The 22,156-nt window shown below is 54.0% G+C and carries 19 protein-coding genes and 1 tRNA gene; 4 read left to right on the top strand and 16 right to left on the bottom strand.

All coding sequences use genetic code 11. The features are described 5' to 3' along the window. Window positions 1-4: 4 nt before the first annotated feature. The 4 genes from K5Y30_RS00740 to K5Y30_RS00725 are packed head-to-tail and all read right to left on the bottom strand — an operon-like array spanning window position 5 to window position 5,110. Complete coding sequence (locus tag K5Y30_RS00740; protein ID WP_222210279.1) at window positions 5-1,627, bottom strand: ABC transporter ATP-binding protein; 1,623 nt, start codon at window positions 1,625-1,627, stop codon at window positions 5-7. Continuing rightward, window positions 1,627-2,484: an ABC transporter permease gene (locus K5Y30_RS00735; RefSeq protein WP_192234184.1), complete on the bottom strand. Its 858-nt coding sequence runs from the start codon at window positions 2,482-2,484 to the stop codon at window positions 1,627-1,629. Before K5Y30_RS00735 ends, K5Y30_RS00740 begins: the two co-directional genes overlap by 1 nt. Next, window positions 2,481-3,503 (bottom strand): ABC transporter permease, encoded by a 1,023-nt coding sequence (locus K5Y30_RS00730; protein WP_222210278.1) that lies wholly within the window; start codon window positions 3,501-3,503, stop codon window positions 2,481-2,483. The genes K5Y30_RS00735 and K5Y30_RS00730 overlap by 4 nt, the downstream gene beginning before the upstream one ends. Beyond that, window positions 3,500-5,110, bottom strand: a complete 1,611-nt coding sequence (locus K5Y30_RS00725; RefSeq protein WP_222210277.1) for an ABC transporter substrate-binding protein — start codon at window positions 5,108-5,110, stop codon at window positions 3,500-3,502. The genes K5Y30_RS00730 and K5Y30_RS00725 overlap by 4 nt, the downstream gene beginning before the upstream one ends. Before the next feature lie 299 nt (window positions 5,111-5,409). Between K5Y30_RS00725 and K5Y30_RS00720 the strand changes: the two genes are divergently transcribed. The 3 genes from K5Y30_RS00720 to gap all read left to right on the top strand — a co-directional run bounded on the left by K5Y30_RS00720 (window position 5,410) and on the right by gap (window position 8,847). Further along, a complete protein-coding gene (locus K5Y30_RS00720; RefSeq protein WP_222210276.1) occupies window positions 5,410-6,645 on the top strand; it encodes an acyl-CoA dehydrogenase family protein in 1,236 nt (411 codons plus the stop codon). A 132-nt stretch (window positions 6,646-6,777) separates the two neighbouring features. Beyond that, the gene (locus K5Y30_RS00715) at window positions 6,778-7,758 is read left to right on the top strand and encodes a GlxA family transcriptional regulator (protein WP_222182682.1); all 981 of its coding nucleotides are present in this window, start codon (window positions 6,778-6,780) and stop codon (window positions 7,756-7,758) included. 78 nt (window positions 7,759-7,836) lie between these two features. Next, the gene (gap, locus tag K5Y30_RS00710; protein WP_101764088.1) at window positions 7,837-8,847 is read left to right on the top strand and encodes a type I glyceraldehyde-3-phosphate dehydrogenase; all 1,011 of its coding nucleotides are present in this window, start codon (window positions 7,837-7,839) and stop codon (window positions 8,845-8,847) included. Window positions 8,848-8,903: 56 nt separating this feature from the next. Here the strand turns inward: gap and phoA are convergent, their stop codons facing one another. After that, the gene (phoA, locus tag K5Y30_RS00705; RefSeq protein ID WP_222182684.1) at window positions 8,904-10,310 is read right to left on the bottom strand and encodes an alkaline phosphatase; all 1,407 of its coding nucleotides are present in this window, start codon (window positions 10,308-10,310) and stop codon (window positions 8,904-8,906) included. A gap of 244 nt (window positions 10,311-10,554) precedes the next feature. Here phoA and K5Y30_RS00700 point away from each other — a divergent pair. After that, a tRNA-Ser gene (locus K5Y30_RS00700) sits at window positions 10,555-10,642 on the top strand. Window positions 10,643-10,760: 118 nt separating this feature from the next. On the opposite strand, the gene K5Y30_RS00695 is transcribed toward K5Y30_RS00700, so the two are convergent. The 11 genes from K5Y30_RS00695 to K5Y30_RS00645 form a co-directional block, all read right to left on the bottom strand. Further along, window positions 10,761-12,110, bottom strand: a complete 1,350-nt coding sequence (locus K5Y30_RS00695; protein WP_222210275.1) for a VasL domain-containing protein — start codon at window positions 12,108-12,110, stop codon at window positions 10,761-10,763. Window positions 12,111-12,146: 36 nt separating this feature from the next. Further along, window positions 12,147-12,587, bottom strand: a complete 441-nt coding sequence (gene tssE, locus K5Y30_RS00690; protein WP_222210274.1) for a type VI secretion system baseplate subunit TssE — start codon at window positions 12,585-12,587, stop codon at window positions 12,147-12,149. A 2-nt stretch (window positions 12,588-12,589) separates the two neighbouring features. Beyond that, window positions 12,590-13,123, bottom strand: coding sequence for a type VI secretion system lipoprotein TssJ (tssJ, locus tag K5Y30_RS00685; protein ID WP_192411648.1), 534 nt, complete (start codon window positions 13,121-13,123; stop codon window positions 12,590-12,592). Then, window positions 13,098-14,195: a type VI secretion system baseplate subunit TssG gene (gene tssG / locus K5Y30_RS00680; protein WP_222210273.1), complete on the bottom strand. Its 1,098-nt coding sequence runs from the start codon at window positions 14,193-14,195 to the stop codon at window positions 13,098-13,100. Before tssG ends, tssJ begins: the two co-directional genes overlap by 26 nt. Next, entirely contained in the window at window positions 14,150-15,913 is a 1,764-nt protein-coding gene (gene tssF, locus K5Y30_RS00675; RefSeq protein ID WP_222210272.1) for a type VI secretion system baseplate subunit TssF, read from the bottom strand. Before tssF ends, tssG begins: the two co-directional genes overlap by 46 nt. A 22-nt stretch (window positions 15,914-15,935) precedes the next feature. Further along, window positions 15,936-17,171 carry a hypothetical protein gene (locus tag K5Y30_RS00670; protein ID WP_222210271.1) on the bottom strand — a complete coding sequence of 412 codons (1,236 nt, stop codon included), beginning with the start codon at window positions 17,169-17,171 and terminating at the stop codon, window positions 15,936-15,938. A 2-nt stretch (window positions 17,172-17,173) separates the two neighbouring features. Further along, complete coding sequence (locus K5Y30_RS00665; protein ID WP_222210270.1) at window positions 17,174-17,437, bottom strand: PAAR domain-containing protein; 264 nt, start codon at window positions 17,435-17,437, stop codon at window positions 17,174-17,176. A 76-nt stretch (window positions 17,438-17,513) separates the two neighbouring features. Continuing rightward, window positions 17,514-18,710, bottom strand: coding sequence for a sel1 repeat family protein (locus K5Y30_RS00660; RefSeq protein WP_255602442.1), 1,197 nt, complete (start codon window positions 18,708-18,710; stop codon window positions 17,514-17,516). 83 nt (window positions 18,711-18,793) lie between these two features. After that, window positions 18,794-20,638: a phosphatidylserine/phosphatidylglycerophosphate/cardiolipin synthase family protein gene (locus K5Y30_RS00655; protein ID WP_222210269.1), complete on the bottom strand. Its 1,845-nt coding sequence runs from the start codon at window positions 20,636-20,638 to the stop codon at window positions 18,794-18,796. Continuing rightward, a complete protein-coding gene (locus K5Y30_RS00650; RefSeq protein ID WP_192411639.1) occupies window positions 20,635-20,772 on the bottom strand; it encodes a hypothetical protein in 138 nt (45 codons plus the stop codon). Before K5Y30_RS00650 ends, K5Y30_RS00655 begins: the two co-directional genes overlap by 4 nt. Window positions 20,773-20,873: 101 nt before the next feature. Next, window positions 20,874-22,154 (bottom strand): sel1 repeat family protein, encoded by a 1,281-nt coding sequence (locus K5Y30_RS00645; RefSeq protein ID WP_222182696.1) that lies wholly within the window; start codon window positions 22,152-22,154, stop codon window positions 20,874-20,876. Window positions 22,155-22,156: the final 2 nt, after the last annotated feature.

Raw genomic sequence — 22,156 nt, 5'->3', positions numbered from 1 at the left:
AAAGTTAAGCGGTTTCCAGCGCGGCCAGGCGTGGCAGCGAGGCAAGTAACGTCTGGGTGTAAGGATGGCGCGGGCGGTAGAACACCTCATCGGCGGCGCCCTGCTCGACCGCCTGGCCGTTCTGCATCACCAGCACGCGATCGCTCATGTGATGGATCACGCCGAGATCGTGCGAGATAAACAGGTAGCTGACGCCGAGCTGCGCCTGCAGATCGCTGAGCAGATCGAGAATCTGCGCCTGAATGGTGACGTCCAGCGCCGAGACCGCTTCGTCGAGCACAATCACTTTGGGATGGGTCGCAATCGCGCGGGCAATCGCCACACGCTGACGCTGGCCGCCCGACATACGCGCCGGCCATTGGCTGAGATGCTCCGCACCGAGCCCAACCGATTGCAGCAGGCTAATCGCCCGCTCGCGTGGCGTTTGCGTCGGCGCCTGCCGATCAAGCGCAATCGCATCCAGCAGGATGTCGGCCACGTGCCAGCGCGGATCGAACGAGGAGAGCGGATCCTGATACACCACGGCGATTTGGCGGCGAATGGCGCGCTGATCGGCGGCGGACGCATGGCTCCACGGCCGGCCAGCAAACAGCACCTCGCCGCTGTCCGGTGATTCCAGCGCCAGCGCGATGCGCGACAAGGTGGTTTTACCCGAACCCGACTCGCCGACAATTCCCAGCGTCTCGCCCCGCTTCAGGGTAAAGGAAACGTCATCGACGGCGCGGTGCCCGCGAAAACGCTTCACGATATGCCGCGCTTCCAGCAGCACTTCATCCGAGGGCATCACAGTTGGGATTGGCACGCTGGACGCGCTGCCGGAAAGGCGTTGCCCTTTGGTGTGTTCGCTGGGAATCGCGTTTATCAAACCTTGGGTATACGCATGCTGCGGCTGTTGCAGCACCTGCTGCGCCGTGCCCGCCTCCACAATCGATCCGCCCTGCATCACCAGAATCTGATCGGCGATTTTCGCCACCACCGCCAGGTCGTGGCTAATCAAAATCACGCTGGTGCCGCGATCCAGCATCTGGCGCAGCACTTCCAGCACCTGCGCCTGCACTGTGACATCCAGCGCGGTGGTGGGCTCATCGGCGATCAGTACATCCGGATGCAGCGCAATCGCCGAAGCGATCAATGCGCGCTGGCGCAAGCCGCCCGACAGCTCTCCCGGCCGCTGGCTGGCGCGATAAGCCGCCTGCGGCACGCCGACCTCTTCCAGCAAGGCCTGCACTTTCTGCTGGCGGCTGGCGGCGTTGCCCCAACCATGCAGCGCAAGCGCTTCGGCGATCTCTTTGCCCACCGGACGCAGCGGATCCAGCGACACCAGCGCGTCCTGCAAAATGAAACCCACTTTGCTGCCGCGCACCTTGCGCCACCAACTGTCGCTACGCTGCTGCAGCGTCTCACCGTGCAGGCTCAGCGTGTCAGCCTGCACGTGTAATCCGTCTCCAGCTAATCCCACCAGCGAACGGGCGGTGACGCTTTTCCCCGACCCCGATTCACCCACCAGCGCCAGACATTGCCCGCGTTGCAGCGCGAAGCTGACGTTCTTCACAATATGGCGCGGTTGCCCGCTTTCGCTGCTGGCCCAGATATTCAGGCCGCGCACATCAATCACATTGTTGCTCATTAGCGCGTCTCTCCTTCCGCTCGCTGCTGGATGTAGCGGCCAATCTGCGTAAACGACAGCGCCACCAGCACAATGGCAATGCCCGGCAGCACTTCCAGCCACCAGGCGACGGTGACGTTAATTTTTCCGGCTTCGAGCAGCGCGCCCCACTCCGGCGACGGCGGCACCACGCCTAATCCAAGAAACGACAGACCGGATGCCCACACCACCGATTGCCCGATGCCTAACGCCACCAGCGAGAACAGCGGCCGGAACACGTTTGGCGCGATGTGTTGGGTAAACAGCCGTGGCCACGGATGTCCGAGCGCACGCGCCGCTTCGACATAACCGGATTGTTTGACCTGCAATGCCTGGGCACGCACCAATCGCGCATAGCCGGGCGCGGTGCCAATGCCGACCGAGATCAGCAAACTGCTGGCGGAGGGACCCAAAAGCGCGACAAACAGCAGCGCCAGCAGCAAGGTGGGAAACGCCAGCAGGATTTCCAGCAGACGATTAACCGGCTCCGCCAGCCAGCGCGGTCCCAGCGCGGCGCTAAAGCCGAGCACCACCGCACCCAACAGCGCAATCACCATCGCGCCGATGCCAATCAGCAGCGACTGACGCGTGCCCCATATAATGCGGCTGTAGAGATCGCGGCCGATGTCATCGGTGCCGAGCCAGTTGTCCCACGAAGGCGCTTGCAGCGCGCGATAGAGATTGGTGCTGAAGGGATCGTGCGTCGCCAGCACGCCAGGCGCGATGGCCGCGACAATAAAGAACAGCGCGACAATGGCGGAAAGCAGCACTGAGAGCGGCAATTGCCAGCTGAAGCGCGTAATGCGCGGTCCGGCGTAATCCGTGAGATGAGTTGTCATGGGCGACCTCGCAGGCGGGGATCGACGATCAGGTAAATCAGGTCAACCACCAGGTTAATGACGATGTAGAGGAAACTGATGAGAATCACGATGCCGGAGACCAGCGCAAAATCCTTGTTGCTCACCGCATTGACCAGCACGTTGCCGAGGCCCGGCCGGGCAAACACCGCTTCCACAAGCACCGCGCCAGAGAGCAAATTGCCAATTGCCCAGCCGCTGAGCGTGATGGCCGGAATCAGGGCGTGGCGTAATACATGGCGCAGCCGCACGCCCGCCAGACTCATGCCGCGCGCCCGCGCCGACAGCACAAACGGCTGCTGCATGCTGCGTTCAAATTCGCCGCGAATGGCGTGACCAATAAAGCCCGCCAGCGGAATCGCCAGCGTGATGGCGGGCAGCACGGTGCCGAGCAGTCTGGTGCCGCCGACCACCGGGAACCAGCGCAGACCGATGGCGAAAACAATCAGCAGCAGAATGCCAATCCAGTACTGCGGCAATCCGGCCATGATGGTTTCCACTGCCGAACCGAATGCCGCCAGCCGACGATGGCGTCCGGCGGTGAGCAGCGTCCATGGAATGGCGATGATCCACGCCAGCAGCAGCGCGGCAATCGCCAGGGTAAAGGTCGGCAGCAGCTGCTCGGCGATGATGTGCACCACCGGCCGCTGCAACTCGAAGGAGAAACCAAAATCGGCGTGCAGCAGCCGCCAGAAATAGTGCAGATACTGCTCGACAATCGGCTTATCGAAACCGTATTGCGCATTGATCGGTGCCAGCTCCGCCGGCGTGCGTTCAATCACCTGCCCGGAAGTGATATTCAGCAGGATGGTGGCGCGATCGCCCGGCAGCACCGACAGCACCAAAAACGTCACGGTGATGGTGCCCCACAGCACGAACAGCGCGGAGGCGATGCGCAGTGAAATCCGCCGCAGCAGCGACGCCGTACGGCTGCGTGGCGCGGCAACGCTGGCCACATCGGCGGTGCTGTTTTGCGGCGACGATGACGTTAATTCACTCATGGCTGCTCCTGCACGAAGTAAGCATCGTTAAAGTTCAGCAATCCGTTGCCCTGATCCTGCCAAAGCCCGCGAATGTTGTTGGCAATGGCAACGTTGTAGGTGAAGTTGTAGCCGCCGATGGCAATCGCCTGATCGTCAAACCACTTTTGCAGCAGGTCGAACTTTTGCTGGCGCCGTTGCGCATTCGGCTCACGCTGCGCATCAAGGATTTGCGCTTCCACTTCGGGATTATTGAAAAAGCTGGTGTTATTGCCGTTGAACGCGCCGTTAAGCGCATGGTTGTAGACGATGTCGAGGATGTTGGGCGACGGCCAAACCCAGTAACCAAAGCTGATTTCTTTATCTGCCGGACGCGAACGTGCGCCGGCAAAGCCTTCGGTTTGCGTCAGCGGGATCAGATCCAGCTTGATGCCAACGCGTTTGACCTGATCCTGCACCGCCTGCAGCATCAGCGCGCCCTCCTGGTCGATAATCGCCTGAATAAACGGCAAGCGCGCATCCAGCGTTTTGCCGTCTTTGGTGCGATAGCCGGCGGCATCGCGCCCGGTCCAGCCGGCGGCGTCCAGCAGTTGATTGGCTTTGGCGATATTGAGTGAATAGCGATCGTCGACATTGAGATAGAGCGGCGTGCTTTTACTCAGCGAGCCGTTGCCCTCATACGGCACCGCGCCTTTGAACACGGTTTTGACGATCTGCTTGCGGTCCAGCGCGTAAGCAAACGCCTGGCGCACCCGCTGATCGGTAAACGGACCGCGCTGCAAATTAAAGGAGAACGCCTGCGGCCGTCCGGTGGCGACGTAGGAGAGCGTTTGATAATGATGCTGCAGCGCCTGCCACTGCGCGGACGGCGGCTGATAAATCACATCCGCGCCGCCGCTCACCAGCGCGCCCCAGCGCGTGGTGGCATCCGGCACGAACTTCCACTCCAGATGCTTGATATATGCCGGGCCGTTGTGGTGCGCGTTTGGCGGTGCCCAGCGATAGTCGTCATTGCGCACAAAACTGATGCCATCGCCGCGCACCCAGCGCGCCACTTTCCACGGTCCGGTGCCGACCGGTCGTAAGCACTTCTGCTCGCTGCTGTGATGCGCCAGTGAATCGGGTGATTGAAATCCGTAATGACCATTTGCCAGCACGTTATAGATTTCAGGATTCGGCTCAGATAAATGTAGCGCCACGGTATAATCATCGACCTTGGTAAATCCGGTCATATAAGTAAAACCGTGCCAGCCTATGCCTTTTTGCCACGCCGGATAATTCGCAATAACCGCATCGGCATTAAACAGATCGTTATCGGTAAATTTAACGTCGTGGCGTAGATGAAAAGTAATGGTTTTACGATCGGCGGATTCACTCCAGCTGGCAGCCAGCCACGGACGAATCTGTCCGTTGTCATAACTCACCAGATAATCAAAAACCTGACGCGATAAATAAGCTTGCTGCACCCAGCCGCCCCACAAGCATGGCGGCTCCTGCTCATGCAGATAGACCAGCGTGCCGTCGCTATAATGGGGCGGCACGGTCTGCGCGCTGACGCTAAAGGGCAACGCACCACTTATCGTCGCCCATATCGGTATGAATAAGCGCTGAAGAACCTGATATTTCATTTCTCACTATTTCCCGGTCAAACGCTAATAACAGATTTCGCGTGGATCTATTCCGCTTGAAATTATATTTTCTGGAAATTAATGGGTAATTTTCGGAGTCGCGTTTGAATAGAACACAGATATAAAGCGCGGCAAATAACAATAGTGGCAGTCAATATGCAGAAATGAATCATCTGTTCCATATAGTGAAATAAGCTGAGTTTAGTTATTTGGCGAAATAGCTTACGCAGAAAAAGCATTAAATCGCGCCCGATGGCGATGACATAGTAATGAAAATTTCTATGCTGGAGAGAAGCGTCATGTCGCACATCGAATCAGGTTGGGGAGCTGGCCCGTCATCCCGTTATGAACAGCTGGCGGAGCGTTTCCGCCGTATGTTCCAGAACATACGCGCGGGCGCGATTGAGCGAGAGCTGCAGCGTCAACTGCCGCTGGAGCAAATTGCGTGGCTGAAACAGAGCGGCTTCACCGCACTGCGCGTACCGGAAAGCCATGGCGGCCTGGGCGCGACGCTGCCTGAGCTGTTCGCGCTGCTGATTGAGCTTGGCGAGGCGGATTCTAATCTGGTGCAATCGATTCGCGGTCATCTCGGCTTTGTGGAGAACGTACTGAACAGCGGCAGCAGCCCGTTTCGTGATAAGTGGCTAACGCGCCTCGGACGCGGCGAAATCGTTGGGCCGGCGTGGAGCGAAACCGGCGATGCGCGTCAGTCTGAATTCTCCACGCGCATTGCGCGCAGCGGCGAATCCTGGCGGCTTAATGGCCGCAAGTTTTACACCACCGGCTCGCTCTATTCTGACTGGATTGATATCGGCATCACCGATGAAAACGGCAAAGGCGTATCGGTGACGGTTTCCCGCACCGCAGAGGGCGTGACGGTACTCGACGACTGGAACGGCTTCGGCCAAACCCTGACCGCCAGCGGCACGGCGATTTTTGCCAACGTGGCGATCGCCGCCGATGACATCAATGAAGAGATTCATTTCAGGTATTCACCGGCGTTTTATCAGCTGATTCATCTGGCGACGCTGGCTGGCATTGGCCGCGCGCAGAGCGGCGAAGTGGCACAGCAGGTGGCGTCGCGCACCCGCACTTACAGCAACGGCAATGCGCCGCGTGCCGCGCAGGATGCGCAGATTTTGCAAGTGGTTGGACGCCTGCGCGGCGCAGCCTACAGCAGCGGCGCGATTGTGCTGCACGCCGCCAGCGCGGTGCAGCGAGCGTATGACGCCCACTTTAGTGGCGATCAGGAGGTGGAGAACCCTGCGGTGGCGATCGCCGAGTTGGAAGTGTCGCAGTCGCTGAATGTGGTGAGCGATCTGCTGCTCAATGCCAGCTCGACGCTGTTTGATGCGCTGGGCGCGTCAGCCACGCTGAAACCGCTGGGGCTGGACCGCTTCTGGCGCAATGTGCGCACGCTTTCCTCGCACAATCCACGCATCTACAAGGATCGCATCGTCGGTGATTTCGCGGTGAACGGCACGTTGCCACCCGAGCAGTGGCGCATCGGCGTAGCGGATAAATCATCTGTGTAATCGATATGGATCATTGCACCATCCCTTAGCGGCGCAATTTATTGCGCATTAAATTGCGCCGCTATGGATTGTGCCTGATATTGCCGCCATGAGACACTCTGGCTTATTCCGTCAAAATGTCTATTTCACGCCATGAAAACCTTTCTGATTATTGTACCCGACGGCGGCATGCTGTTTGAAGCGGCGGGTATCGCCGATATCCTGATGCGCGCCAATCACCATCTGCCGGTTGGCGTCGATCAGCAACGCTATCGCGTCAGCCTCGCCACCACCCAATCGCATCAGGTGATCCATGGCCAATCCGGCCTCAATCTATTAGCCGACCTCAAACTGGCCGATCTCGATCCGCGCACTGCGTGGGACACCATCATGATCACCGGGCGCGGCGACAGCGTGGAAGAAGGCAATATGGTGGTCGATTTCATCAAGCTGGCGGCTCCGCAGGCGCGTCGCGTGGTGTCGGTATGTGGCGGCGCGATGCTGCTGGCGGAATCCGGCTTGCTGGCAGGTCGCCGCGCCACCACGCACTGGCGCTTGCTCGATACCTTGCAATCGCGCTATCCAGCGATTCAGGTGGAAGGCGGTCCGCTGTTTATTCAGGACGGACCGATCTGGACCTCCGGCGGCGTCAGCTCGGGCTTTGACCTGACATTAGCGCTGGTGGAAGAGGATTTCGGCTTTAGCGTGGCGCGTGATATTGCGCAGGATATGGTGATGTATCTGCGCCGTCCGGGCGGACAGATGCAGTTCAGCCGCTTTCATCTGCAAACGCCGAGCGGCATTGGCCCGATCGCTGAACTGCAGCGCTGGGTCCGCGCCAACCTCGCCGAAGATCTCTCAGTCGAGAAACTGGCGGAGCGCGTCGCCATGAGCCCGCGCAACTTTACCCGCGTGTTCACCCGTGAAACCGGCGCACCGCCCGCGCGCTATGTGGCCGAAGCGCGCCTCGCCGCCGCGCGTGAACTGCTGGAGCAAAGCAACGACACGCTGGATCGCATCGCGCAACAGACCGGTTTTGGCAGCAGCATCAATTTACGCCGCAGCTTTGAGCGTCAACTGCATCTCACGCCGGGCGAATATCGCCAGCGCTTCCACTGCCAGAAATTGGCGTAAAGTGATCCTTTTTTGGCGTTTACGCCATCACATCATCGGCTTAGAGTGACTCCAGCATCTTCGGAAAAGGAGTCAATCATGACTAAGATCGGCATTAACGGCTTTGGCCGTATCGGACGTAACGTTTTTCGTGCAGCTCTGGGCAGCGATGATATTGAAATCGTCGCCATTAACGACCTCACCGACAGTAAAACCCTCGCGCATCTGTTGAAACACGACTCCCTGCTCGGCAGGCTACCGGCGGAAGTGGAGGCCGGTGAGGGCGAATTGCGCATTGATGGCAAAGCGGTGCGAGTGTTCAGCGAGCGCGATCCGGCGAATATTCGCTGGCGCGATGTCGGCGTGGATATCGTAATTGAAGCCACCGGCTTCTTCACCGAACGCGACAAAGCCGCAGTGCACATCACCAGCGGCGGTGCTAAGCGCGTGATTATCTCCGCGCCGGGCAAAAACGATGACCTGACAATTGTGCTGGGCGTGAACGATCAACGTTACGATCCGCAGCAGCACTTTGTGGTGAGTAACGGCAGCTGCACCACCAACGGCTTAGCGCCAGCGGCGGCGGTGCTGCACCAGGCGTTTGGTATCGAGCACGGTTTAATGAACACCACGCATGCTTATACCAACAGCCAGGTGCTGCACGATCAGCCGGAGAAAGATCTGCGCGGTGCACGGGCGGCGGCGTTGTCGATTGTGCCTTACTCAAGCGGGGCGGCGAAGGCGCTCGGTCGGGTGATTCCGGAGCTGGAGGGTCGATTGACCGGCTATTCCCTGCGCGTGCCGGTGCCGGTGGTGTCGATTGTGGATTTGACCGTGACGCTGAAACGCGACGTGACCGCAGAAGAGGTGAATGACGCGTTTAAAGCCGCGGCGGCAGAAGGTCCGCTGCAGGGGATTCTTGGATACAGCGACGAGCCGCTGGTATCAAGCGATTATCAGGGCGATGCCCGTTCATCGATTATTGATGGGCTCTCTACGCTGGTGATTGGCGGCAATTTGGTAAAGATTCTTGCCTGGTACGATAACGAATGGGGCTTCTCCAATCGTCTGGTGGATTTAGCGCGGTTGATGGCAAAACGCGGATTGTAATCGCATTTGATTTTGTAGGGTCGCCATTCATGGCGACCTTTTCACCAATCACTCCGTTACTTCAACCCCATCGCATCCTTCAGGGTAAAGAACAGATCGGTCTGATCGGTCAAGCCCACCACGTTGGCCGCATGCGGGCCGTACGCCGCAATGCGCACCTGCGTGCCGGTGTGTTCCTGCGAATCCTCTTCTGAATTGCCGTAGCTGATGGTCATCACCGCGCCATCTTTGGTATTCACCGCCTGCGTCAAACCCGGCGCTTTGGTGCCGTTTTCCACGATCTGACTGCTATGCGCGTGATCGGCGGTCACAACCACCAGCGTGTCGCCATGTTCGCGCGCAAAGGCCAGCGCCTGCTGCACCGCTTCATCCAGATCGACGGTTTCACCAATCTGACCGCATGGATTAGCCGCATGATCCTGCTTATCAATCGACGCGCCTTCCACCTGCAGGAAGAAGCCTTTCTCATTGGTGCTCAACAGATCGATGGCTTTTTTGGTCATCTGCGCCAGCGTCGGTACCGAAGCCGGACGCTCTTTATTCACTTCACAGGTCACCACCGGCTTATCAATGTTGCCGTGATAGCTGGCTTTCGGTCCCTGCCAGCGCACCGGCATATTGCCGTCGGCGAACAGACCGAGCACCGGCTTGCTCTGATCGGCCTGCTGAATCGCGTTCATGCCATCAAGATTATCAATCCACTGATAACCCAGCGCCTGTGCCTGTTCGCGCAGGGTTTTACCCTGATACTCACCGGCTTTGGCGGTTTCACTAAAGGATTTCGCGCCGCCGCCCAGCGTGACGTCCGCACGGGTTTTCAGCATCTGCTCGGTAATCGATCCTTTACCGCCCTGCTCCAGCGCGTTAGTCGGGCACAATTCGCTGGTTTTCTCCGGGCCGTAGCATTTGCGCGAAGTGACGTGGGCGATCAACGCTGCTGGTGTGGCATCCTGCAGCTCAGCAGTGGAAACGTTACCGGTGGCTTTACCGGCGGCTTTCGCCAGCTCAAGAATCGTTACCTGATCTTTGCCGTTCACGTCGACGCCAATCGCGCCGTTATAGGATTTGGTGCCGGTGGCCCACGCGGTGGCCGATGCGGCGGAATCCGTCACGTAATTCGGCTTGTGGGTTTTCTTATCCAGTGAATAGTGCGTGTATTGACCGGTAAGCGGCAATGCATCAAGGCCGGGGAAGAAACCGCCTGCGCCCCGCGCCTGATTACGCGCGGCTGTGATTTCCGAATCTCCCATGCCATCACCAATCAGCAGAATCACGTTTTTTGCGGTGCTATTACTTAATGACGCTTTCAGCGCTTCGGTCTGGTCGCCGGTGAGACGACGCGCGCCGCCGTGCTCGGTGACATCGCCGGTAGCAGCGCGGGAATAGTGTGCATCGTCTGCCACTGCTGATGTCGCGATCAGAGAAGCCAGCAGCGTAACCGTAAAGAGAGGTATCTGTTTCATTTCTAAGTATCCTTTTCCATAGATATAACCAAATGTTTCCGCGGACAAGTCTGCGACAGTGCGGTGACATTTTTGTGACAGAGAGGGAATGATTTGATGACAGAATCGCCATGATGAGCAGGCTAACGGCAATACGCTCAGAGCTTAAGCGAATAGAACAAAAGGAGAAAATAGCGCTTGACCCTTTTCAGCGATCTCCCTATAGTAGCGCCCCGTTGACCCAGCGCGGTTGACAAAAAAATGCGGTGAGGTGTCCGAGTGGCTGAAGGAGCACGCCTGGAAAGTGTGTATACGGCAACGTATCGGGGGTTCGAATCCCCCTCTCACCGCCACATTCTAAAGAAGAGCCTGAACGAAAGTTCAGGCTTTTTTTTTGCCTGTTTTCTGCAAGGGGGATTCAAACCCCCGCAGAGTTTGATAGCTGCGAATACCGGTTGGCTGCGGATTTTGCTAGTCCTGCTCTTTTGACGATGTAGCTATCGTTTGGTAACTGGCGATAAGCTGCTTCAGGTGCATTTCCGCTTGTGTTAACTGATTCTGTGTAGCGTCATCGTCCGATTGCTGCAACACGCGCAGTTCCTCTTCCAGTGGCACCGTTACGTTGAACGCCTGCGTCATATTGTAGACCGCTGTTTTCAGTTCGCTCACCGTCAGATATTTGCCGCGCTTCTCGTCAAGTCCATTCAGGCGCTGCGACAACGCGTTGAGCTGCTCCATGCCCTGTTGCCATCCCTGCATTTTATCTGCTGGCATTGCTGCCGCGTTAAGCTGCTTGTTCCACCGTGCGCTCATCGTTTTAACCGCATCCGAATCAGGCCACAACAGGCTGGCCTGCATTACCAGCGCATTACCGAGCTGCAGATTCCAGTCCGGCGATACGTTTTGTAGCCGGTTCAATTGCTGCTGCGTTTGCTCCAGCCATGCCGCTTCGTTTAGCCATTCGGCGGGATTCGCTTGCAGCTCAGCCATCATTTCCGGTGTGAGAGGCGCAGGAAGTGGTGATATTGAAGCCAGTAATGCCTGCTGCAACGGAGATTCCTGCTCAGTTTTTTGCACAACCAAATAGCCTGTAGCGGCGATGAGTAACACGCTCAGCAGCGTCGCGCCCACGCCACTGATAAATGCCCGACGGCGCAGCCGCCGCAAATCGGGTGCCGGCGCACCCGGAGATGGAACGTACACCCAGCCACTGACTTCTGCACTTGCTAACGTCAGTGCGGGCTTCTCAATCGGAACGACTTCAGGCAGCTTAGTCACAGCATCAGATTTTGAAACATCGCAGTGTTCCAGCATCACCACCGCACTGCGAATGCGGTCCAGCAGCGGATCAATCTGACTAAGCTGACGCAGTTCAAGACGTTGCAGATGATCGCCAACCTCGCTGAGCAAGCGCGCCGCCTGGCTCAGCGCCGTTAAGTCTGCTTCGGTTATCGTTTGAGTACGCAGGAATTGCTGCAACCGACGACTCAGTCCCGCCAGCAGTTCGATACGTGAATGTGCCGGTTGCGGCCATAACGTCGGCCAATCGCGGGTAATCAATGCTACTAGCACCGCCAGGCCTTCCGTCATACCTGCCGATCCTGCTGTGTTCGCGCGCGATAGCGTGTACCAGACCGCGCTTTGCAGCTCGACACCGTTTTTTTCGAACAGCGTTAAACAGAGCGTGGAGACGTGCGGCCAATCGACATCCGGACGCGCCGGATGCGTGAGTTTCTGCATTTCCTGGCGCAGCGCGGCATATTCAGCGAACGCGCGCGGATCGCCACCGGTTTTGACGAAGCGAGGTTGAGATGAAGTCATTGCTGTGTTCCGAAAAGCCCTAATCAGGCGAAAAAATTAAACAGATGCCCTGGCATCCAGATATTGCTGCTGTTTCATGTGACGGATCATCACGCGCCCTTCCGGCATAAATTCGGTGCCGAAGCGCACTAATCCGATCTCATTTAGCTCAGCATCAATCGCATAACGCAGTTCGCCGGGTATGCTCTGTTCCAGTAACACCACGTCAATGCGCTTCAGGCGCGGCTCGTATTTCAGCAGCACCTCAGAGAGCGTATACAGCAGCTGATGCGCGGTGCCGGGCATGCCCTGCAGGATGCGCGTCATATCGGGCAGGCCGTAATCCGGCAGGTGCGCCAGCGAACCGGCGCGGCTGTTGAGAATGCGCTGCATGTTATCCAGCACCGACAAAATCACCTGGTTCTCTTCGCCAACACGTTCCAGCTCCAGATCACCTTCAAAATTGCCGTACAGAATGTCGTAAAGTGAAGGTGTCATGATTACTCCTTCTTCACGGCCAGCAACGTCAACGTACCGTCGCCCAGTTCAATAATGCGCGCCTTGTCGGGATCGAGGTCGTCACGCGTTAGCACCAGCCGCCATTTCTCATTCTGCTGGTCCGGTGACAAAAACATGCCCGCTACTGCGACAAACTTTGCATTCTCTTCCATCGGCACATCAATACTCACTGACTCGCCGGGACGCACGCTCACCGATTTCTCCGCCACTAAATCGGTCTTCAGCGCCTGGCTGTCGGCGGCCAGCAGCGATGGATAGTCCGAGCTGTCGAACGCTTTACGATCCTTCAACTGCCAGACGCGCACCACGGTGGTCAACGCTGCGCCCTGAGCATTGCGGTTAACACCTTCGCGCGCGACAAAGTCGAGGTGCAGCGTTTTAATCTGTTTGTAGAAAATGGCTCTGGTCATCGAAACAGTGCCGTCCGACACTTTCTGCGTCAGTCCGCATCCGCTGACGGCCAGCGCGAATATTATAGGGAGCAGGGTTTTACCAGCGGTAATCGCCTTCTTCATCGGTCTCAATCCTTGATGTGTTGACCCGGACGCGCTCATAGCGGCCGAGCTGAATAGTAATAACGTCATCTCTTTTAGAATGTGATGCGCTCAACTGGGGCAGCACGGCAGTGCGTCCCAGCAGCACCGCATCAGCTTCACGGCAGCTTAGCTGCGCATCGGGTAGCAGGCTGCGCTCCACGCATAGCTCCAGTCGCGCATCGAGCTTCGCTCCGAGATAAACGTGCAGCATCGCCATAAAATCACCGTGCAGTTGTCCCCCCGGCAGCCAGCCGCTGACTTCGTCGCGATTGTCGGTAAACAGCCGAATCAGCACCTGGCCGTTGACGTCGGTGGCGTGCGTGCCCATCACCGGGCGATTCTTCATGCTCACCGGCTGACGTACACTCATCGCCAGGACGTTTCGCTGCTCAATGCGGCGCGGCTCCCAGTGCTTTATCTCAGCTCGCGTATCCGGCGCCAGCAGGGTGACCAGCGAACTCACACCCTCACCGGTGCGCCCCGGCAGCAACATCACTGGCAGAAGCGCCAGGAAACGCGATACCGGCGTGGCGACGTTTTCTGCACAGCCTTTAATGCCGAGTCCGGCCAGTCCCAGCAAATACTGCGAGGTATTATCGCGACCGCCTTCTGCGAAGGTTGCCGGATAGGAATACTTGCGCCAGATGCGGTAGAACTGTGCGGTCAGACGGTGGTTGAAGATATCGAGAAAATCCTGCATCGCCTCGTGGCCATCGCGGCGCTGAGCGATGTCATCGATATAGCGCGTAGGCAGCGGCGATTCGGTGCCGTACAGCCCCATAAAGTTGACGCGCACGGTCGGCGGCAAACCGGGACGGACAGGATTTTCATAGCCGCGAATTTCGCCAGCCGGAAAGCCCATGCCCGGATGCGGACGGAAGCGCACCGGCTCATGGCGCACCTGCCAGCCGCTGCCAGGCACTGGCGCGTCGGGATCGCTTTGCTCAAGCAGCTGGCAGAAGCGGTAAAAGTTCATATACGGCAGCCGGTCACCCAGCTGCGCAATTAGCCGGGCAGGCGCTGGCTGTGATTCTCTTTCCACCGGATGCATTTTCCTTCTGGCCGGATGATGAGGGAGAGCTGAATGAACTGATTCATGTCGGCGTAAAGTGACAGGAAGCGGTTGAGCATCTCGCCGAACAGGTTGATGTCACCGTTACCGGTGAAGCCATTGCTGTCCAACGTGATTTCCACTTCGAGACCACGCAGCAGATAACCGTTTTCAAAGCGCTGCAGACGGTGATGCTGCACGTCAAGAATGGCGTCGAGCTTGCGGTTACACAGCTCGTCATCCTGCCAGTTGTAGAGCGCCAGCGTGCCGCGTAGCACTTCTGCACTGCTCATCATATTGATGAAGCCAGAGCCGAGATGGCTCAGCACGCGCCAGTGAAAGCGATCTTCTGCCGGTGGATAAGCGGGCAGCGTTGGACGACACAGGTTGCGCACCGTTACCGGCGTCTGTAATACCTGTTCGCAGCGATCCAGCAGCGTACTTTGCAGCGCCCGGCGCGGTAGCTGACCGTTAGTGCCGGTGATGCGCAGCGACAGCGTATCTTTGGCCAGCTCCTGCCCCGCTTCCCATTGCTGGCCGCCGAGAATGAGCCAGGTATCGTGTAGCCCGCTCACGCCTTTGCGCACGCGGGTATGGAAGTAGCGCTCAGGTGCCAGGCGACGCATCATGCCGCCCTTGTGGCGGAAACTGGAGAACGGCACGTAATCTGCGCTGCCGCCAATACCCGAACCGTTAACCGCATCCACCGCGTAGATTTCGGTATGGCCGTCCTGCAGTCGCTTCGGACGAAGCAGGTATTCGCTCTCCAGTCCGCTCACCGTCAGCGGATCCGCCTCCAGCGTGAACAGGTTGATCACCGGCACGCAGTGCAGCCGCAGTGATTCATCCGTCACCGGCAGATCGTTCTGCCACTGCGCGCTGAACACCACCTCAATATCGAAATACGCAAGGCCCAGTGGCAGCGTGATGTTCTCCAGCCCGTTGAGATGAACAAAGCGGAATTTCTCCGGGAAGGTGAAATATTCCAGCAGAAGCTGATAGCCACTGAATGCGCTGTCGCCCTTAGGCCACAGCCGGTCATCGTCGCCAAATCCGCCGGGGCTGAACCAGCCGTCGAGCTGCGCACGCTCTTCCTGACCCGCAAGGCGGATATACAACGCCGCATGGCGACGCGTCAGCATCTGGTGCAGCGCGTTACTGACCGGTACGTCTTCACCCAGCCAGAAGCGCAGGCGGCTCAGGTCGGTCTGATTCCAGTCGGCCTGACCGCTGCTGTCGATGCGGATACGCAGCAGCGACCGCCCGTCCGGCTCGGTTGCCATTGTCACGCCAGCGACTTCCAGCGGATTCAGCGTCAGCGCCTGCGTGGTGCGGTAGCGGCACACGGTGTTTTTCGGGCCAACCGGACGCGAATAGACCTCCAGTCCGGCTGGCGCCACCTCCGCCATTTTCATTTTTGGCAGGTCTGGCGTCAGCGCCACCACCGACAGCGACGGAATGGTGCGCAAGTAGTGCGGCCACAGCATGCTGACCAGCCCTTCAGTCAGTTCCGGCAGGTCGTCATCAATTTTCTGACGCAGCCGACCAACGGAAAAGGCAAAGCCCTCCAGCAGACGTTCAACAAACGGGTCCGGCGCGCCAGCCCGGTCAAGGTTAAGCATCGCAGCGCGATCAGGATGCGTAGCCGCAAATTCCTTTGCGGCATCACGCAGGTAGCGCATTTCGGTATCGTAATAGCGCAGGGTGAGATCTTTCATTATTGAGCCATGAGTTGTTGCGTTAAGTATTAGAGTTTTGGTCTTTAGCTGGCACGATCAGCGTGGCCCACAATTGCTCGGTTTCTAATCCCGTTCCACTCAGCATAATCTGTGGGCCTTCATTTAAGGAGGAACTGGCACAAGCGATAGTAAGCCAGCATGCAGCAGGCCCCGGATAACCCAACGTGCTGTTAATGTCGTGCAGATCCTGTCCAATATTGAGCGGTAACGATAGCGCTTTAAGAGCCATTGCTACCCTCTGCTGCCATGAAGAATGTATGCCAACCAACCATCCGCTTTTGATTTGTTCAGTCGTGGCATCTCCCCACAGCGCAGCATGTTGCACCGCATAGTTCAGATCCTCCTCAGTCACACTGTAAGCCTGTTCAGGTCGATGCAATTGCGCTAGCGGTTTGGGCGAATCTGGCAAACCCGGATTTGCCAGCAGTAAATAAACTAGCGATTCAGCCGATCCTTCCAGCTGTACAGGGGCAAAATTGACGGCTAATACTAAAAGCAATGAGGATTTATTGCTGCAATGATCAAGCCACTCATCAATAGCTTGAAGTCCAGAACCATGCAGCCATTCAATCGCTTGCTGGATATGAGCATCGTTAAAATGTTGCTGCCACATTTTTTGAAAATTGATATCCGGTATGCCGATGTGATTTTCCAGTAGTAGATGCAGCGGTAAATCAGATGGAAACGATGCTAACGTCTTACTCAATTGATTAATTGTTGCGGTCATTGCTTGGTTAAGTATTTGCTCCGGCGATTGTTCAGCCGTGGCATTTAACCGGCTATGTCTAATACCGCGTTCGCTTTGCCATGAAGGCTGGGTTTTCAGAGCCTGCTGTTTTTGTTGGATCGCCTGCCATTGTTTTTTACCATCCTGATCATCAGGAAAACGCAATGCAGTATGAAGGCTGACGTCTAAGATGTTGAGGTAGCGCTGACCCAATTGCACTTGTTGCTGAATAGCCTTTTCTCTTTTAGCATTCAGTTTATCAACTGTTGCAACATCTCCGGAATAATAAACCATTCGAAGGACTAACAGCGTGAACCAAATAGCGGCTGGAATCACTAATGCTTTTTCCCAAAAGGCTTCAGCATCGATGGCTTTATTTTCCAAATTTACTGACATTTGATAAGCGGTGCCAGATACCAAAAACAGAGCGAGTAATAATAGCCAGATCCACAATCTTGGTAATTCAGGTTGTTTGAGCGCAGTAGGTACCTGCCTGAGGTTGATTGCCATAATTACTCTGCCACAGCTTGTGTCAGGCTGGAGATTAATTCACAATCACACGCACACCGATGCCCCTGAAATGCCACTGGCACACCATTATCTTTAAACGTAGCATGGCCCTCAGCAATGAAATTCTTACCGTGACCAATAATAGGACAAATAACCGCATCCCCCTTACGTGCTGCGCCGATACCAGAAAATTTCATTGTGGTTGAACCTTCCAACACCGTGCCGCCACCAGCATGGCTATCGCCTAATCGGATAATTCCTTTCATTAAATCACTCCTTTAAACTGAGAAAACGCCAACATTTTTTGGCGGCAATACATTTAAATAAAACAAACCATAATATTTAAACCTCAGCAATTAAACGCCACGCCATCATTTTCTGTTCAATCACAATTTTGTCCTCGAATGGCCAGGGACGAGTGACTACGCGCCGTACTCTGTCAGCTGGCAGAATATCCCCCTGATTAAAGCGCACTATTCTCTGGGTATTTAGGCTGTTGTAATCCCACCATTCCATTTCCCAATATCCACTCACGGGACACACCTCACCATTACGGCATGATAGCTTGATGGAATCATCACGAACAAAATGTGGTGACTCTGGTAATGGTTTGCCGGTAGCAGGATCGAGCTGTTTATCCCGCGCCATTTGGTTAATCAGTGCTTCACTGGGCTTTTCAGGTGGAATATTGGCTTCTCTTTCTTCCAGCCATTTCAACTTTCCATCCCAGGCTGGTAACGGTGCGGGTGGCAATGGAACTATTTCGTTTATTTCTGGAACTTTGGGATTAGCATACGAGTAACGGGATAAAATTTTCTTAATATCATGATAACGTCGAGATCGTTCTTTATCTTCCTTTAGTCCTAAATAATAAAGATCATTGTTTTTATCAGCCCCATTAAAACCACCAGATAAATAACTAGCCGAACTCGAATCTCCTGCGGCCACTCCTAATTGAAACATTTCAATTGCATTATGAAACTCATTGCTTATCTGGTAGTTGATCCCCAAAGCGTTTGCTGCATCTCCCTCTCCCTGCTCAGCAGCACAACGACGCAACTTTCGACTAACACTTGGTGCCATATTTAATGGTGCAAGTATATTAGCCACGTAAGCCTGGGCCTGTGGGCTGCCTTCATCTGCGGCTTTACGCATGTAGCGTAATCCCATTTCATAGTCTTGCTTAAGACCAGCTGCTTCATTATGTAAATATAGAGCTATAAAATAATATCCAGCACCAATCCCTTCGTCAATTAACGTCTGACTGAAACTCAATTTCTCTTCATTATTTAGGATGAAATAACCTCTCAACGATCCATTTAATAAATTGATAATAGCTTTTGCATTTTCATGTTCCGCTGCGATACGGTATAAGCGTTCTATTTCGGCATTAGTATTTAAATCCTGTTTGAGCTGATTATTTTTTTGCAACCAGCGACCGTAACTAAATAGTAAATAAGAGTTATCACTCCCATTGTTAACTCTTTGATATTTACAAGAAAAGTCTAACTTAATCTTTATTGCATTCAATGGATTCATTGCGTCACTCTTTGTTGATAAACTGATATTTTTTTGATCGCATGCAACAAGAAAAAGGGCTAAAAATATTAAAAATCTCATATTTAATCTAGATCACTTAATTTGTTTTTTGAATACATAAAAGGAACAACCGAAGCTTTAGGTGAACTACCTGAATCTTTTAACGCCTGATTCTTTTTTATCAAATCATTCCAATAATCAAATGCAATTTCAGGATCATCCTGCCCACCCAAATTATTCGTATGCAGATTCCATAATCGCTTCCTCATCTTCTTGGTTACTGGTGCATTACAATGCGCAATATTCATTTCACTATCGACCTGCATACTTCGTGTGTTGATATTGGCTGAACCATGGGTGGTAAAAACATCATTGATAATCATCAGTTTTGAATGAATATAAACTGGCATCCAGTTATTTCCCTCTGAATCAGGTGCCACCAGCGAACAGACGTGGATTTTTAATCCCGGATGCTCTACGGGGACAACGGCACTATTGTCTATTTCCTGCATTTTCGCTTTGACTTCCGCCTCTTTATCCTTCCTTTCCTTAATATATTTTATTTTTTCATCAAGTGAGGCATCAATCGATGGCGGACTTGGCATTTCATTCCACAGCGCCTCTTTACGTCTTAATTTGGTAATACCTGGAATGGTATCTGCCCGGCCTAAACTCTCCAGCATACGTTGCGTGTTTACTGTACCTGCTCCAATACCGCCATCAGTCACATTAGTGGTAACAAAAACATAAAGCGAGCCGTGTTTACCCGGATCGCGCCCTCCTCGAGTTTGATCCGCAGCGACTTTCTTAATCAATTCTGCCAGTGGTGGCCAGCGGAAATACTGGTTTTCAATATAGATAAACTGTGTGGCGTTATTTGTTGCCTGTAAATAGAGTTTCTCAATATCGCGCTTACCTGCCTGCGCCTGGGTGCGCAGCAATTGCGCCATAATCGGCGTGCCAAGTGATTTTTGCGGCCGCATGTTTTTAGCAGCCTCACTGGCATTACGCTGCCACAGAAGATTCTGCCCGGTTTCTTTCTGCCAGGCAGTCGCGAAATTATGGTGTAAATGTTCCAGGACTGGCCCGGTTACCCGGCTTGAAATATCCTGCCGTGGCAGAGCACCGGTCGCACCTTTATTCGGTTCGGGTGCATGAGCACCCCGATTCCTGGCTGAGTGTGCATCAGTATCCCAGTACTCATCCAGCATGTTATGTCCCATCACAAAACCCACGGCCCTCTCGGGCAGTTCATAATCCACTAATACGGTTTTTTGATGATGTGTGACAGTTCCTGCCATAGTAGCAATCGTTGAGTTACTCAGGTTTTTATCAAGAGCCTTAAATTTTGCCTGGTATGCAATTTCAGCACGATCCCTCGCATTAAAACCACGGCAAACAAAATGTGGAAAAGGATAAAGTTTCTCAAGCGTGCTTTCTTTTCCCCGGACCATCTCCTTCATGGTATTAAAGCGCGCAGAGGTTTTAAACCACCAGCAGTCATAATCAAATTGTGTATCGGTAGAAGTCTGACCTGCGCGGTTTCTTACAATCGGCAAAAACTTTCCAGGTAAATTTGCTTCATCACCAAATCCGGCAGTATTAAACGGCATTTCCCAGGCCAGTATTCTTACTTCAACGCCACGCTTTTCAGCAATATCAATCAATAATTGCCCAATACAGGGTGCTTTGCCATCACGCACAAAATACATCGAAGGCTGGAAACCCCAGCAAATAATATCCACTGATTTACGCGCATTTTCGATGGCATGATGCACCGCACCAAATGCTTCCTCACCATTAATCAATGGATAATATGTTGCTGGCAAAGGGTGATATTCGCTGCCCTGTACAAACCACGGCGGTGTAATCACACATTGCTGGGTCATATCAGTTGCAATAGGTGAAACGATATATGACTGACTCATGCGTCTTTTTCCCTGTCATTAATACCATCAAGTAATGCGGCATAGAGCGAACGGTGCCCGGTGTGCGAATCCGGAGCATTAATTTCTTCTGCAGGTTGCGAGTGATGATGATGAATGCCGCGATTTGCCAGCATGACCCTCTTTATTACTGAAGAATTAAAATGTAACGTTTATGGCATGCCGCCAAACTTCGGACGTCAAATTTAGGTAACATCAGAACTTTTAAAAGAACACCTTAAGCTTCAGCGATTAAACGCCACGCCATCATTTTCTCTTCAATCACAATTTTGTCCTCAAATGGCCAGGGACGAGTGACAACGCGCCGTACTCTGTCAGCTGGCAGAATATCCCCCTGATTAAAGCGCACTATCCTCTGAGTATTTAGGCTGTTGTAATCCCACCATTCCATTTCCCAATATCCACTCACGGGACACACCTCACCATTACGGCATGATAGCTTGATGGAATCATCACGAACAAAATGTGGTGACTCTGGTAATGGTTTGCCGGTAGCAGGATCGAGCTGTTTATCTCGTGCCATTTGGTGAATCAGTGCTTCACTGGGCTTTTCAGGTGGAATATTGGCTTCTCGTTCTTCCAGCCATTTCAACTTTCCATCCCAGGCGGGTAACGGTGCGGGTGGAAGTGGCACAATTTCATCTATTTCTGGAATGGAAGGGTTTGCATAAGAATAATCATTCAGAATTGTACTTATAATTTCATATCTTTTAGTACGTTCAGTATCTTTTTGTTGCCCTAAATAATTAATTTTTTCTGATATTGTCGGACCGTCAAAACCATGTTTTAGGAAGCTTGCAGATGCTGCATCACCTGCAGAAACGCCTAATTGGAATGCTTCAATGGCAGCCTCAAATTGCTTGTTTAATTGATAGTAAATCCCTAAGGAAAGCGCAGACCTTCCTTCTCCTTGCTCTGCTGCACAACGGCGGAGTTGTAAACCAATCTCAGGAGCAATATCTTTTGGTGCTAATTTATCACCAACATAAGCCTGCGCTTGTGGATTTCCTTCATCAGCAGCTTTACGCATATAACGTAAAGCCATCTCTTGGTCTTTCTGTAAACCTGCAACACCATGCTGAAGATAGATCGCAACAAAATAATACCCAGCACCAATGCCATGATTAATTAACTCCTGACTCATACGCAAACGCTCATCATCTTTTAAATAAAAATACCCTCTAAGTGAACCATTTTGTAAGTTTATGTTAGCTTTAGCATTACCATTCTCTGAAGCAATACGATAAAGGCGTTCTACTTGAGAGTACACGTTCTCATCTTGTTTAAGTTGATTATTTTTTTGCATCCAACGCGCATAGTTAAATATAACCTCTGCATCAGGCGATGACTCAATCATTTTTTGCCGGCTGCAAACAAACTCTTTTTTATAATTTAAATTTAACAATGAATCCATGGTGCCTTTACCTATCAATGAAGCATATCCCCTGCTCTGATCGCAGGCAATAAGCAGTAAAATAAAACACAAAATATTTTTCATGA

The organism is Pantoea sp. DY-5, from assembly GCF_019795955.1.
Classification (GTDB): domain Bacteria; phylum Pseudomonadota; class Gammaproteobacteria; order Enterobacterales; family Enterobacteriaceae; genus Pantoea; species Pantoea leporis.
The sequence above is the reverse complement of the archived record's forward strand: the minus strand, read 5'-3'. Positions and strand labels throughout refer to the sequence as shown.

What these genes read in the sequence shown, in the direction of transcription:
- tssE (WP_222210274.1), bottom strand. Translation starts at nt 12,587, where the DNA reads ATGACACCTTCACTTTACGACATTCTGTACGGCAATTTTGAAGGTGAT.
- K5Y30_RS00715 (WP_222182682.1), top strand. Translation starts at nt 6,778, where the DNA reads ATGAAAACCTTTCTGATTATTGTACCCGACGGCGGCATGCTGTTTGAA.
- tssG (WP_222210273.1), bottom strand. Translation starts at nt 14,195, where the DNA reads ATGCATCCGGTGGAAAGAGAATCACAGCCAGCGCCTGCCCGGCTAATT.
- K5Y30_RS00665 (WP_222210270.1), bottom strand. Translation starts at nt 17,437, where the DNA reads ATGAAAGGAATTATCCGATTAGGCGATAGCCATGCTGGTGGCGGCACG.
- K5Y30_RS00720 (WP_222210276.1), top strand. Translation starts at nt 5,410, where the DNA reads ATGTCGCACATCGAATCAGGTTGGGGAGCTGGCCCGTCATCCCGTTAT.
- K5Y30_RS00645 (WP_222182696.1), bottom strand. Translation starts at nt 22,154, where the DNA reads ATGAAAAATATTTTGTGTTTTATTTTACTGCTTATTGCCTGCGATCAG.
- K5Y30_RS00670 (WP_222210271.1), bottom strand. Translation starts at nt 17,171, where the DNA reads ATGGCAATCAACCTCAGGCAGGTACCTACTGCGCTCAAACAACCTGAA.
- K5Y30_RS00730 (WP_222210278.1), bottom strand. Translation starts at nt 3,503, where the DNA reads ATGAGTGAATTAACGTCATCGTCGCCGCAAAACAGCACCGCCGATGTG.
- tssF (WP_222210272.1), bottom strand. Translation starts at nt 15,913, where the DNA reads ATGAAAGATCTCACCCTGCGCTATTACGATACCGAAATGCGCTACCTG.
- K5Y30_RS00655 (WP_222210269.1), bottom strand. Translation starts at nt 20,638, where the DNA reads ATGAGTCAGTCATATATCGTTTCACCTATTGCAACTGATATGACCCAG.
- K5Y30_RS00695 (WP_222210275.1), bottom strand. Translation starts at nt 12,110, where the DNA reads ATGACTTCATCTCAACCTCGCTTCGTCAAAACCGGTGGCGATCCGCGC.
- gap (WP_101764088.1), top strand. Translation starts at nt 7,837, where the DNA reads ATGACTAAGATCGGCATTAACGGCTTTGGCCGTATCGGACGTAACGTT.
- tssJ (WP_192411648.1), bottom strand. Translation starts at nt 13,123, where the DNA reads ATGAAGAAGGCGATTACCGCTGGTAAAACCCTGCTCCCTATAATATTC.
- K5Y30_RS00725 (WP_222210277.1), bottom strand. Translation starts at nt 5,110, where the DNA reads ATGAAATATCAGGTTCTTCAGCGCTTATTCATACCGATATGGGCGACG.
- K5Y30_RS00740 (WP_222210279.1), bottom strand. Translation starts at nt 1,627, where the DNA reads ATGAGCAACAATGTGATTGATGTGCGCGGCCTGAATATCTGGGCCAGC.
- phoA (WP_222182684.1), bottom strand. Translation starts at nt 10,310, where the DNA reads ATGAAACAGATACCTCTCTTTACGGTTACGCTGCTGGCTTCTCTGATC.
- K5Y30_RS00735 (WP_192234184.1), bottom strand. Translation starts at nt 2,484, where the DNA reads ATGACAACTCATCTCACGGATTACGCCGGACCGCGCATTACGCGCTTC.
- K5Y30_RS00660 (WP_255602442.1), bottom strand. Translation starts at nt 18,710, where the DNA reads ATGAATCCATTGAATGCAATAAAGATTAAGTTAGACTTTTCTTGTAAA.
- K5Y30_RS00650 (WP_192411639.1), bottom strand. Translation starts at nt 20,772, where the DNA reads ATGCTGGCAAATCGCGGCATTCATCATCATCACTCGCAACCTGCAGAA.